Raw genomic sequence first — 11,811 nt, 5'->3', positions numbered from 1 at the left:
ACATCACGCCATGATTTGTGGCCGTCTCGTCACAACTTCGACACGCATTAAAAAACCCGCCATTGGGCGGGTTCGGAGCATCCAATCAAGAATGAACCAGGCTTTGGCGTGTCATCAATACGTTTCGACATGCCAGCGGTCGGCTTTTTTCAGCTGCGGTCGAAGTTCGGACCAGTCGAGTCCCTTGGCCGCAGCGGCAGCGGTCATGGCTTCATCGATGCCGGGCTCCATACCGCGCAGACCGCACATGTAGACATGGGTCTTGGGATCCTCGATCATCGAGAAGATCTCTTCGGCATGCTCCAACACACGGTCCTGGATGTACATACGACCACCCTTGGCATTCTGCTGCTCGCGACTGATCGCCTTGGTGTAGCGGAAGTTGTCGGGAAACTCAGTCTGATAGTGCTCGAAGTCGGCGTCGTAAAGAAGATTTGGTGTCTTGGGTGCGCCCATGAACAGCCAGGCTTTGCCTCGGAAGGTCCAACCGTTCTTTTCGCGCTCTGAAGGGTCGAACATGCGACGCAGGTAGGTGCGCATCGGAGCGATGCCCGTGCCTGTGGCCAACATGATCACGTTGGCTTCCTCGTCGTCAGGAAGCAGCATTTCTTTGCCGACAGGACCTGTGATCTTGACCTTGGACCCAGGCTTGATGTCGCAGAGATAAGTGGAGCAAACGCCCTTGATCTGTTCGCCAGCTTCGTTCTGATACTCGAGTTGACGAACGCAGAGCGAGACGGTGTTGTCCTCCATGTTGTCGCCATGGCGAGTGCTGGCGATGGAATAAAGGCGAAGTTTGTGGGGTTTGCCTTTGGCATCCGTGCCCTCGGGAATGATGCCAATGGATTGCCCTTCGACGTACTCGAGGTGAGGATCGCCACCGCTGAGGTCGAAGGTGATGTGCTGAACTCGGCCGATGGCCCCTTCGTCCAAAAGGCTGTAGTTCTCGGTGACGGTGCCGATGAAGGGAGATTTCGGCTTGTAGAGATTGACGGGCACGGAGTTGTGAGCAGGTTTGGCGGCCTTGGCCTTGGTTGCGGTGGGTTTCGCAGCGGCCTTGGCGGGCGTCGGCTTGGGGGCCGGTGCATCAGGCGTTGCTTGGGCAGGAGCGCCGGCAGCCGTCACCGACTGAATGCGTCCGCCTGCAGCGTTGATGCGCTGGACAGTGGCCTGTAACTGGTTATAGGCAACATTGATGCGTTGTTCGGATCTGCGTTGAGAACCGGACTGCAGCCCAACGACGACCAACGTGAACATCCGTTCGTTGAAGGTGCTGGTACCCGCCGAGCTGACACGCATGAGTTGAAGGCTTCCCGTTCGAGACCGGGCGATCATAGGCGTGACGACTCAATTTCTTACCCAGCTGTCACAGGGTTGTTTCGGATGATTGGCTGGACGGACTGCGCACTTTTATTAGGATCTGGTTGTTACCTTTCTCAGGTTGAACTTCGCCGACCCCTTGCCGACTCTTCAGCGAGCAATCCGAGGCCGTCAGCAGACGATCGAGCAGACCGTGGAACGTCTGCCGCAAGGAGTTCGGCGTCTGGCTGTTCAATTGCGCACCCGCTACAGCGTTGAGCAGCTTTGGCAAGTGCTCACCGATTACGAGGGCCTCAGCAATTTCATCCCTAATCTCAGCCAAAGCACTCTGCTTGAGCGGACGGGAAACCGAGTCACCCTCTCCCAAGTTGGCAGTCAACAACTAGTTCTTGGTCTGAAGTTCTCCGCTGAAGTTCAGCTTGAGTTGACCGAGCACCGACCGGAAGGTTTCCTGCAATTCCGGATGATCAAAGGGGACTTCCGCCGTTTCGAAGGAGCATGGCGACTGCAGTCCGTACCCGATGAAACGTTGATGCTTTACGAGCTCACTGTTCAGGGCTGTTTGGGAATGCCCATTGGTCTAATTGAGCAGCGTCTTCGTCAAGATCTCAGCGCCAATTTGCTGGCGGTTGAATCAGAAGCAGAACGTCGATTCGCCTGATTCAGGCATTGCACACCGTCCCACACTGAAGAATTCAATTAAGAGTTAGGGTTTCACAACCGAAGATGCGGGGCGTCATTGTCATAAAAAAACACTCACCTTAGTGAGTGTTAGAAAATGATGACTGAAAGATCAGTACCCCCAAGGGGATTCGAACCCCTGTCGCCTCCGTGAAAGGGAGGTGTCCTAGGCCTCTAGACGATGGGGGCGAGGCCGTGATCTCAGGAGATCCCCCGAGCACTAAACGAAATTACGGGTCAGACGGACCCTCCGTCAAGACAGTTATGGACTTCTCTTGCCCCTGTCCGTGCCAGACCGGAACGTTGAAGGTGAAGCATGCGCCCTTGCCTGGTTCTGAAACCACCCAGATCCGCCCGCCGTGCACTTCAACGATGCGTCTGCAGACGGACAATCCGACCCCGAAGCCAGAGGTTCCTCCGGAGGTCTGCGGTAAGCGAACGCGGTCCAGAAAGATGCGTTGCTGCTCTGCCTCAGGAATCCCAGGGCCACTATCACTGACACTGACCTGAACCCATTGGTTGGTGCGATGCACCAGGGCCAAAGAGATTGTTCCTCCGTCTTGTGTGAACTTGAGTGCGTTCTCCAGCAGGTTGAGAATCACTTGGCGCATGCGTCGCTGATCGGCGTACACCAACGGCAGGTCCGCTGGGATGTCGGTGTTGACGGTCACGTCTCGTCCCAGCCAGAGCTTTTCCAGTTCGAGAATGGCCTCGGCGGCAAGGCTGGCCAGGTCAAGACGTTGTGGGTTGAACAGGGCTTCCCAGCGAGTGCTCCCCACTTCCAGGAGGTCTTTGGAGAGCAAGGCGATCTCTTCGAGCCGGCGTTTCAGCACATCACGGAAACGGTTGAGGTCGATCTGCCCCAGTTGTTGGCTCTGGACGGCAAGCGTTGCGGCGGTCAACGGGGTGCGCAGTTCGTGGGCCACCATCCGCAGCAGCCGCTCCTGGGACTGCAGACGGTCGATCAGTGTTTCGTTTTCCTGACGCAAGACCAGCAACTGATCTTCGAGTTGCAGTTCCCGCTGGGTGCGGCTGCCATCCAGTTCAGTGGGCTTGAGGCTTAAGCCAAGACCACTCACCACTTCATCCTGTTGCCAGCGTGGAACCCAGCCACGCAGCTGTTGAAAGATGCTGCTTCCAGCAAATACCTGTTTGGGAAGTGGTTGAAGTTTGACCAGGGCTGGTGTCACAACCAGACGGTGTAGTTCGAGCAGCTCCGGCTGCTGAACCGGATCTGCCACCTGGAGTGTCACGTCAAAGCCGCAGTCCTCATGCTCCAGAAACTGGATCAATGAACGCAGATCACCACTGGAAAGGTGATGACGACCTGCAACGAGGAGCAGTGTCAGCTGTTGACGTGGTGTGGGATCGATCCCGACCACCAGATGTGGCTCCGAAAGTTGAGCCTCACCTTATGGGTTTTTGCAAAGCGCAGCAGAACCGCTAAGACGATTTTGAACAGACTGTTGTCAGGTCAAACAGTTCATGCCCCTTCTCCCCGTTGAACGTCGCGGTGCTCAGCCTCCAGACGGAGAGCCTCCGGCTTCAACACGGGTGCATCTCGACAGCAATCTGCGCAGGTGGTTCGCACGCAACCTCGGTCTCTGGCGGTCGCGCCGCCAATACGTTTTCAAAAACGAGGAGGTTCTCTTCCTCGACATGATGATTCGGGTCGAAATTTTCGCTGAATCAAGAGTCGGCAAGCCGCGCTATCGAATGAGTTGGTGGCCGGAGCACGACACAGACTTTTTTGAACGGAAACCCCGCTACCAGCGCGAGGGTGTGATGGAAGCAACTTTGCTTGGACATCAGCTTCAACGCAGTCGTGCCTATCTCGAAGAAGTGGAAGCGCGCACGCAGATCCGTCAGGTGGATGAGCATGAAGTGGTGTTTGAGTCGCATTACCTCGATTGGGATGTTCAGGAATACACCCGTCTGATTGATCAGGATCGTTTCCGTTCCCGTGCCATCTACAGCTGGCAGAAAGGGGAATTGGAGATCGTTGAACACCACCATGAAACGCGTCTCGAGGATGCGTCAGCGCCCATCCCCAGCTGACCAACGAGGACGGTTTGCATTCAGTGCTGAAGCAGGTGGTGCGGAACCGATCAGATGCGGCACCATGGCCGCATTCTTAAGTCAGGACTCTTGACTTCCATCCGTCGAATCCGTGCAGCATTGGCTGCTCCCCTGGCTCTGATGCCGATCCTGCTGGGAGGTCCCGCAGCATTCGCTCAAGCTACGGGCCAGGCTACGAAACCTGCGTCGAATGAGGACGTGTTTCTCTACCGCGGCATGGGGTCTTCCTATGTCTGTAATGCCCGTACCGCAGGCCTTGAGTTTCCCAAAGCAGTTGGTATCGCCGCTGCCACCTACGTGCAGCTGCTCAATGGCCGTCACGGTGGCCTCGTTGCTTCTGCTGGCAGCAAAAAGCTCACCAACGAGCAGCTGTTTGCTGGGGCTGAATTCCAGATCATCACCGGTGCGATGCAGTTCTGTCCTGATCTCGTCCCCGAGGATGTGAAGGAAAAGGTGGAAGAAGCGATCGAGAAGCAGGCTGGCGCCAACTGAGATCAGCTTCAAATCAACGGATCCCTCCCGGCGGTCGCCGATGTGCAACGGCCGGGATCGTCCTGATGGGGTTTTCTCCCGCTTGAGTGAGGTTTTCCCTCCCACCGTTTGCTGCTGATGCGAGGCAGGATCACAGCAGCATGAGCTGGTCATGGTTTCCACCGCTGCACCCCAGTCCACGGTTCGTCTGAGTGATTACCAGCCATATCCGTTTCGTATTCCTGCCATCGCCCTGAATGTGGTCGTTGGCGAACAGCTCGTGACCGTGACGGCTGAGTTTCAGGTGGAACCGAAGCACGGCGGGGCGTCCAAAGCCATGGTGCTTCGGGGCGTTGATCTCGAGCTGGTGTCGATTGCTATCGACAACCAGCCTCTTCCGCCGGAGGCCTACTCCCTGGATGGTGACGGGCTGGTGCTCCCGAACACTCCCGCACACCCCTTTCAACTGACAACAGTCAGCCGCCTCGATCCCAAGGCCAACACGTCCCTGGAGGGGTTGTACGTGAGCGGTGGGATGCTCACAACGCAGTGTGAGGCCGAGGGATTCCGGCGGATCACCTTCCATCCCGACCGGCCCGATGTGTTGAGCCGTTTTCGCGTGCGCATCGAGGCCGATCGCGAGCGCTATCCGGTGCTGTTGTCCAACGGCAATCCCATCAGTTCGGACCCCTTGGCTGAGGATCCCTCGCGCCATGTAGCGATCTGGGAAGACCCGTTCCCCAAGCCGTCGTATCTATTTGCGCTTGTTGCCGGTGATCTCAGGGAGATCCGCGATCAGTATGTGACTGCTTCGGGTCGTGACATCACGCTCAGGCTTCATGTGGAAGCTGGTGATGAACCGTTTACGGCCCATGCCATGGCATCACTGAAACGGTCCATGGCCTGGGACGAATCGGTGTATGGCCTGGAATACGACCTCGATGAGTTCAATACCGTCGCTGTGCGCCACTTCAACATGGGCGCGATGGAGAACAAGGGGTTGAATATTTTCAACTCCAAATTGGTACTGGCTGATGCGGAGTCGGCCACGGATGGCGAACTCGAGCGGATTGAAAGTGTCGTTGGTCATGAGTATTTCCACAACTGGTCCGGCAATCGCATCACATGCCGCGACTGGTTTCAGTTGTCATTGAAGGAGGGCCTCACTGTTTTTCGAGATCAATGCTTCACTGCTGACCTGCACTCCGAGGCGTTGAAACGAATCGAGGATGCAGCGATGCTGCGCAACACGCAATTTCGAGAAGATGCTGGGCCGACCGCGCATCCGGTAAAGCCTGATGCCTACCAGGCGATTGATAATTTCTACACCACAACCATCTACGAAAAAGGTGCAGAACTAATCCGTATGTTGCGCACATTGCTGGGCCCCGAGCGGTTTATGCAAGGAACGCGCCTCTATTTCAAACGTCACGACGGTGAAGCCGCTACAACGGAAGATTTCGTGACCGCCATCGTCGAAGGAGCCTGCTCCGATGGTCAGGCTTTGGGATTTGACCCCGATCAATTCTGCCGTTGGTACCACCAGGCTGGAACGCCCCGGGTCACGGTCGGCTCGCAATGGAATGGCGAGGAGGGACGACTGACACTCACCCTGGAGCAGATCACGGCTCCCACGCCGGGTCAGCCGGAGAAGCTGCCGCTGGTGATTCCCGTGCTTTGGGCAGCCCTTCAGCCCAACGGTCGTCCTGGGAAGGAACGCTTGCTAGTGCTCGATCAGCAACGACAGACGGTGGTGATCGAGGGCTTGCCACCCGCAGCCAACCCCCCTGTTCTGTCACTGTTTCGCAATTTTTCTGCGCCGGTCACCTGGGATGCCGGTCAGTCAACGGACGAACTGTTTGCCCTGTTTGCAGGGGATGACGATGCTTTTGCGCGTTGGGATGCAGGACAGCAGCTCTGGAAACAGCTGATGCTGGCTCGTGCTGCCGGCACTCCTGCGCTTGCGCTGGAGACACGCATGCTGGAGGCGCTCCGTCAACTGTTGTCTGATCAGGGTGAGAAGGATCCGGCTGTGTTGGCCACGTTGCTGGCGTTTCCTGGACAAGCGGAGCTGGAAGCGCTCCAGACCGAAGCAGATCCTCCGGCCCTGGAACGCGCTGCCTGCGAACTACGTGCCCACCTGGGTTCCCAGCTGGCGTCGCTGCTGCAAGCTCGCCTGAATAGCGTGGCCTCAGGGCTAGAACAGCCTTGGCCTGCCGGTCAGGGAGAGCGCCAACTCACCGGATTGATCTGGAGCTGGCTTGCGGCTGCAGGCGATGCAACGGCGCGACTTTCAGCTGTTCAAGCGGTGCATGGTGCGTCGATGACCCTTGCACGCTCAGGCCTGCGGGCGTTGCAGCCGTTGGATTGCCAGGAACGTGATCAGGCCCTGAAGGCTTTTCACGACCGCTGGCAGGAGCGTCCTGTGATTTTTGACACTTGGTTTGCTTTGGAAGCATCGACACCACGCACCGATGCACTGGCGCGGGTGGCGGCTTTGCTGGAACACCCGAACTATGACCCGATGGCTCCGAATTCCGTGCGCGCGGTACTGGGCGGCCTTGTGGGCAATCCCAGGGTGTTCCACGCACTGGATGGCAGTGGATATCGATTCATGGCCGAGCAGATCATTGCCGTGGATCAGCGCAACCCGATTACGGCTTCACGTCTGGCCAAGGTGTTCAGCCGTTGGCGCACCTATGGCGCTGAGCGCCAAGCGGCTGTGAAGATGGCGTTATCAATTCTGGCTGAAGCAGACCTGTCCACGAACACACGAGAAGTGGTCAGCCTGATGCAGGCTTGATGGTTCGCTGGCTTGATTCCCCCGATTGCTGATTCGCGGAAATCCAGCCCACTGAGGCGCATTCGTGGCTACCAGAAGAGTGTCCTTCCTCTTGAGGGGTCATGGATTACAACTATGCGGTGTTCTGGCACGTCCCTCGGGGAGGTGCAGGCATTGATCGCCTCAGGGTTGCCGATGCAGATGAAGCACGCTGCGCCTGCAGTGAACGGCATCCAGGTGCCATCCTGGCTGCTTTCAAGAAAACGCAGTTCACTCCCGATGAAGTGAATCAGGTATTCATTGATTGGTTGAATTCGGTGCTTTGAGGGTTGATCAATCTTCTTGCTTAATTGTTTCGGACGAATCAATTGAGTACTTTCTTTTTTGGTTATGGTTGTGCAATTCTCTTTATTTATTTCATCTCTCCTGCTCTCAATGCATCCTGCCATTGCTGAAATTGAATCCAGTGCAGGTGATGTTTTTAAGACAAGCTGTATGGGTGATGAAAAAATAGATGACAGTGCTTATCGGGAGCAAAAATCAAAGTATTGTGATTGTGTCGCTGATTTTATTTACGAGCAGCAAACTGAAATGCCTCTGATGGAAGTGATCGGTATTTGCAAGGAATCTTATCCGCCATTGAGCTAGCGTTCGCTTCGGTTTTACCGATACGTTGATTGTGTCAATCAAGTTGTCTCCACCAGATGGAGATTGATTAGTTCGCGCTTCCCATCTGTTGCAAAGCTTTTCTGCGAAAAGATGCCCCTTCTATGCCGCTGTGGACCCCCCATAATCCCTCCCAATAGAAGTAGATCACGCCGTAGCCTTGTTCATTGCTAAGCCGTTTTTTCTCGGCAAGAATTGGAATAGGTGTCGTGCGTTTTCCAAATCCAGCGAGTATGCCAATTTGTATGGGAAGGCCCCACTGTCTGGCCTTACGCAGAGCAGGTTGATTCAGGTCTTTGGCAAACCCTTTCAGTGAATAGGCATAGTTCTGAACGACGAGATCGTCGATCAGTTCGCCCACTGCCCACAGTTCCCAATCCTGGAGCCAGTGGTTGTAAGCGAACCGAAAGGGCCCCGGCGACAGGCTGATGCGCTGTGGCAAGGATTCTTTGTTGAGTCGCTGGCGAAGTTCACGCAGCAATCCCGTGAGTTGGCGGCGTCTCCATGTCATCCAATAGCGGTTGGTGTGATTTTTGGGAGGTGGTGCCCCTGTGTCCTGTTCGTACAGGGCAGAGGTGTAAGCGTCGTAGCCAAATTCCACGGGCCACGCGAAGTGGTCATCCAACTGGAGGCCATTGACGCGGCAGCGTTGCATCACCTCAAGCACCAGCCCGATGAAACGTTCACGCACTTGTGGATGCGCTGGATTCAACCAAGACATCTGCTTGCCGTGCATCGTCATGCTGCGGCTGCCGTTCGCCTTGGCGAGCACCCATTCGGGGTTGTTTTGCACCACGGCTGCGTCGGCCGGTTCCATCAAGCCGTATTCGAACCAGGGAATGATGGTCATGCCTCTCTGGCGGGCTTCTTTCGCCAGGGTGCAGATGGGATCGAGCTCAATGCCGGCTTTGATCAAGGCCGGTTCAACAGGAGCAAACTGGCTGCGGTGGAAGGTGGTGCCCCGACTCCAAACGTTGGGATAAATGGCATTGAACCCAGCAGCTTGCAGTTCATTCAGGGCTCGAGTCATTTCTGCCCGGTCGTAATACAACCGGCTTGGACTATTGGTGAGCCAAACCCCGAGCGTGCGCTTGCGTTGAGCAGTGGGCAAACCGGCTGCAACCGGTGCACCCATCCACAGGGCTAACACCCCAGCAAGCGCAACCGTCAGTCGCCGACGCATCACCCGTTGAGGTCGGGTGGCTGGATCAGCGGAACATGGAGCTGACCGAACTCTCCTCATGGATGCGCCAAATGGCTTCTCCGAGCATGTTGGCGACGGAGAGCACTTGGAGCTGCGGGAACGTGCGGTCCGCAGGAATCGGGATCGAATTGGTCACAACGACCTGTTCAAACAGCCCTTCTTCTGAGAGGCGTTCTGCGGCAGGAGGAGAAAACACCGGGTGGGAGGCACAGGCAATCACACGGCGTGCTCCCTGCTGACGCAGCAGACGGGCGCCAGCGCAGATGGTGCCACCGGTATCGATCATGTCGTCGATGAGAATGGCGGTGCGTCCATCCACATCACCGATCACGGTCAGGCTTTCGGCCATGTTGTGGCCGGTCCGTCGTTTGTCGATGATGGCCAGCGGCGCATCATCCATTTGTTTGGCGAAGGCGCGTGCCCGGGCAACACCACCGACATCGGGAGACACCACAACCAAATCACCAAGATCTTGATCAGAGAGGTAATCCGCCAGCACGGGTGATCCGTAGATGTGATCGCAGGGAATGTCGAAATAGCCTTGGATCTGAGCCGAATGAAGATCCATGGCCAGCACCCGGTCCACTCCCGAGGTCACCAGCAGATTCGCGGTGAGCTTTGCGGTGATGGACTCACGTCCAGCCGTTTTGCGGTCAGCCCTGGCGTAGCCGTAATACGGGACCACGGCGGTGATTTGACGTGCTGAGGCGCGCCGGCAGGCATCCACCATGATCAGCAACTCCATGAGGTGATCGTTCACCGGAGCACAAGTGGGCTGAATCAAGAAGACGTCGCAGCCGCGAATGGATTCCTGAATCTGGACGTACAGCTCACCGTCTGCAAAACGCTTGCAAACCCTTGGACCATCAGGCACGCCGAGGTAGGCGGCAATCTCACGGGATAGCCCTGGGTTCGAGGTGCCGCTGAACAGCCTCAGACGACGGGTGTCGTGCTGAATCTTCTCCTGTTCGGCGCGGGCTGCAGTCAGGAATCCGGTCACGATGCCCGCGAACGAAAAATTCGGTACCCCGATCGTAGTGCTGCGAGGTCCAGACGACCCACAGGCGCTTTTCAAACTGAGCCTCCTAGGGTGATTCCATGCCTCAGAACCTCCTGGTCGTGGTCGGTGCTGGTGTCCTGCCAGACCGGCTGATGTCAGCGGCCTGTCACGATCTCGCTCGCGCCCTTGATGCCCTTCTGGTGCAGGAAGGTTGTGGTCAACCGCCCCATCCTCTGCTGCAGACGCTGACGGAGATGAGCTCTTCTGCTTCCGAGCCTTTCACGCTGTTGCAGATCAGTGGTGACGCTGCTGTCGATGAATCGGGCTATGGCAGTTGGTTGGACGCGTTAGCGGCTTGGCGTTGTTCTGTGTTGATGCTCGCCGAACCCCGCTCCGATGGGCGTTTTGCCGGCATCGTTCGTGCCTCTGTGGCGTTGGCTCACGAGCTCAATCTCTCTCTGGTGGGTCTGGCACAGATGGGTGGCACTTGGTCACCAGAGCTTCGCCGTACCGATGGGTTGCCGTGGTGCGGTTGTCTGCAGGGGCCGGATGACGATCCTGCAGGGTTGGTCAGCTGCCTGCGCCTTCGTTGGCAAGCAACGGCCAGAGCGGCAGTGGCTGGTCAGGTTTAAGTTCCCGAAGCAGCTGTTGACCGACCCGCGGCGTCAGTTGGAGCTGACTGATCTCGGGAGCCTCTTGGCTACTCAGGACTCCAGCAGCAAGGCTGAGGATCTCCGGGGGGGTTAGATCCGTCTCGATCTGCAATGACAGCGCACCGACCACTGTTGGCAGGAGGGTGATGGCATTCGGTTGATTGAGTTGATCGTGAATCCCGCTCAACAGCTTCTGCTGACGCCGGCGCCGGTCTTCTTCATCACCTGGATTGGCTTTATGTCGCGCCAATTGCTCCGCCTGTTGACCATTCAAGGTCTGCCGACCTGCTTGAAGATTGACGCTGTAGTTCTGAGCGAGATCTTGACGCGAATAGGTCTGATTGAGGGTGACGTCGACTTCACCAAGCCCATCCACCAGAGTCCTGAGCGCTTCACGGGGCATCACCACGTAGCGATCCGGTTTCCCTTCATCGAGGCCCACCACTTCAGCGATCACATCAGCAGTGAGGGAGACACCTCCCTGCCGGTAGGTGGCTGAAAGGGATTGAAGCTCGTCTTGACCCGGCAGGTTCACCGCCAGCTCGATCGGTAGTTGAAGCACTTGTAAGGGTCCGCCGGCACTGACGTTGAGCAGCATCAGGCTGTCGGCGTTGGCGGGTCCAAGAGGTGCGGCTTGGTTGCTCATGTCATTGAGACCGTCGCCATCGAGTCCCACCACGAGCACCATCACGGGCTGCTTGGGAAGCGGTGCCAAGCTGGCGGGATCGTCGGCAGTGGGCGGTGTTTCCGCCATGGGATCCGGTTCAGGCCAGATGAGTCCCAGACCTCCCGCCATTAGGGCGGCTCCGCCCACAGCAGCAGCAATGCGGAGGATGGTGCGGAAGGGGCGACTACCCAGCCAGCGCTCACGCTGTTTCGAGGATGCCTCGCTCCTCGCTGCCTCACCCTTCATTGCGCCGTGTCATCCGTCTCCGACTCGCAGTCTGGCCTGGTT

At 57.2% G+C, this 11,811-nt stretch carries 12 protein-coding genes and 1 tRNA gene; 7 read left to right on the top strand and 6 right to left on the bottom strand.

The window, feature by feature from the left end:
- Positions 1 to 114: 114 nt before the first annotated feature.
- Entirely contained in the window at positions 115 to 1,299 is a 1,185-nt protein-coding gene (gene petH, locus SynA1560_RS09975) for a ferredoxin--NADP reductase (RefSeq protein WP_186500413.1), read from the bottom strand.
- Positions 1,300 to 1,459: 160 nt separating this feature from the next.
- Between petH and SynA1560_RS09970 the strand changes: the two genes are divergently transcribed.
- Entirely contained in the window at positions 1,460 to 1,981 is a 522-nt protein-coding gene (locus SynA1560_RS09970; protein WP_186471159.1) for an SRPBCC family protein, read from the top strand.
- A gap of 136 nt (positions 1,982 to 2,117) precedes the next feature.
- Here SynA1560_RS09970 and SynA1560_RS09965 read toward each other — a convergent pair.
- Together SynA1560_RS09965 and SynA1560_RS09960 are read right to left on the bottom strand one after the other, a co-directional pair.
- Positions 2,118 to 2,190 (bottom strand) — tRNA-Glu (locus SynA1560_RS09965).
- Between the two features lie 41 nt (positions 2,191 to 2,231).
- Positions 2,232 to 3,383, bottom strand: coding sequence for a histidine kinase (locus SynA1560_RS09960; protein WP_186469132.1), 1,152 nt, complete (start codon positions 3,381 to 3,383; stop codon positions 2,232 to 2,234).
- A gap of 103 nt (positions 3,384 to 3,486) precedes the next feature.
- Between SynA1560_RS09960 and SynA1560_RS09955 the strand changes: the two genes are divergently transcribed.
- The 5 genes from SynA1560_RS09955 to SynA1560_RS09935 all read left to right on the top strand — a co-directional run bounded on the left by SynA1560_RS09955 (position 3,487) and on the right by SynA1560_RS09935 (position 7,981).
- On the top strand, positions 3,487 to 4,059 hold the full coding sequence (locus SynA1560_RS09955; RefSeq protein ID WP_186469131.1) for a hypothetical protein: 573 nt from the start codon (positions 3,487 to 3,489) through the stop codon (positions 4,057 to 4,059).
- A 54-nt stretch (positions 4,060 to 4,113) separates the two neighbouring features.
- The gene (locus SynA1560_RS09950) at positions 4,114 to 4,572 is read left to right on the top strand and encodes a cAMP phosphodiesterase (protein ID WP_186469130.1); all 459 of its coding nucleotides are present in this window, start codon (positions 4,114 to 4,116) and stop codon (positions 4,570 to 4,572) included.
- Positions 4,573 to 4,723: 151 nt separating this feature from the next.
- On the top strand, positions 4,724 to 7,354 hold the full coding sequence (pepN, locus tag SynA1560_RS09945) for an aminopeptidase N (RefSeq protein ID WP_186500412.1): 2,631 nt from the start codon (positions 4,724 to 4,726) through the stop codon (positions 7,352 to 7,354).
- A gap of 101 nt (positions 7,355 to 7,455) precedes the next feature.
- Positions 7,456 to 7,659: a hypothetical protein gene (locus SynA1560_RS09940; RefSeq protein ID WP_186469128.1), complete on the top strand. Its 204-nt coding sequence runs from the start codon at positions 7,456 to 7,458 to the stop codon at positions 7,657 to 7,659.
- A gap of 64 nt (positions 7,660 to 7,723) precedes the next feature.
- The gene (locus SynA1560_RS09935; RefSeq protein WP_222930206.1) at positions 7,724 to 7,981 is read left to right on the top strand and encodes a hypothetical protein; all 258 of its coding nucleotides are present in this window, start codon (positions 7,724 to 7,726) and stop codon (positions 7,979 to 7,981) included.
- A gap of 67 nt (positions 7,982 to 8,048) precedes the next feature.
- Here the strand turns inward: SynA1560_RS09935 and SynA1560_RS09930 are convergent, their stop codons facing one another.
- Together SynA1560_RS09930 and SynA1560_RS09925 are read right to left on the bottom strand one after the other, a co-directional pair.
- Positions 8,049 to 9,182, bottom strand: a complete 1,134-nt coding sequence (locus tag SynA1560_RS09930) for a glycoside hydrolase family 10 protein (protein ID WP_186500410.1) — start codon at positions 9,180 to 9,182, stop codon at positions 8,049 to 8,051.
- Between the two features lie 25 nt (positions 9,183 to 9,207).
- On the bottom strand, positions 9,208 to 10,203 hold the full coding sequence (locus SynA1560_RS09925; RefSeq protein ID WP_186469125.1) for a ribose-phosphate pyrophosphokinase: 996 nt from the start codon (positions 10,201 to 10,203) through the stop codon (positions 9,208 to 9,210).
- A 98-nt stretch (positions 10,204 to 10,301) separates the two neighbouring features.
- On the opposite strand from SynA1560_RS09925, the gene SynA1560_RS09920 reads away from it, so the two are divergent.
- Positions 10,302 to 10,835, top strand: coding sequence for a hypothetical protein (locus SynA1560_RS09920; RefSeq protein WP_186500409.1), 534 nt, complete (start codon positions 10,302 to 10,304; stop codon positions 10,833 to 10,835).
- On the opposite strand, the gene SynA1560_RS09915 is transcribed toward SynA1560_RS09920, so the two are convergent.
- Positions 10,774 to 11,769: an LCP family protein gene (locus SynA1560_RS09915; RefSeq protein WP_186500408.1), complete on the bottom strand. Its 996-nt coding sequence runs from the start codon at positions 11,767 to 11,769 to the stop codon at positions 10,774 to 10,776. The genes SynA1560_RS09920 and SynA1560_RS09915 overlap by 62 nt on opposite strands.
- Between the last annotated feature and the right edge of the window lie 42 nt (positions 11,770 to 11,811).

This window comes from Synechococcus sp. A15-60, assembly GCF_014280095.1.
Classification (GTDB): Bacteria; Cyanobacteriota; Cyanobacteriia; order PCC-6307; family Cyanobiaceae; genus Synechococcus_C.
Note: the sequence above shows the minus strand (reverse complement) of the source record. Positions and strands in the feature narration are given on the sequence as shown.

Excerpts from the sequence above, each read along its gene's own strand:
- petH (WP_186500413.1), bottom strand. The coding sequence starts at position 1,299 with ATGCGTGTCAGCTCGGCGGGTACCAGCACCTTCAACGAACGGATGTTC.
- SynA1560_RS09955 (WP_186469131.1), top strand. The coding sequence starts at position 3,487 with ATGCCCCTTCTCCCCGTTGAACGTCGCGGTGCTCAGCCTCCAGACGGA.
- SynA1560_RS09950 (WP_186469130.1), top strand. The coding sequence starts at position 4,114 with ATGCGGCACCATGGCCGCATTCTTAAGTCAGGACTCTTGACTTCCATC.
- pepN (WP_186500412.1), top strand. The coding sequence starts at position 4,724 with ATGGTTTCCACCGCTGCACCCCAGTCCACGGTTCGTCTGAGTGATTAC.
- SynA1560_RS09940 (WP_186469128.1), top strand. The coding sequence starts at position 7,456 with ATGGATTACAACTATGCGGTGTTCTGGCACGTCCCTCGGGGAGGTGCA.
- SynA1560_RS09935 (WP_222930206.1), top strand. The coding sequence starts at position 7,724 with ATGGTTGTGCAATTCTCTTTATTTATTTCATCTCTCCTGCTCTCAATG.
- SynA1560_RS09930 (WP_186500410.1), bottom strand. The coding sequence starts at position 9,182 with ATGCGTCGGCGACTGACGGTTGCGCTTGCTGGGGTGTTAGCCCTGTGG.
- SynA1560_RS09920 (WP_186500409.1), top strand. The coding sequence starts at position 10,302 with ATGCCTCAGAACCTCCTGGTCGTGGTCGGTGCTGGTGTCCTGCCAGAC.
- SynA1560_RS09915 (WP_186500408.1), bottom strand. The coding sequence starts at position 11,769 with ATGAAGGGTGAGGCAGCGAGGAGCGAGGCATCCTCGAAACAGCGTGAG.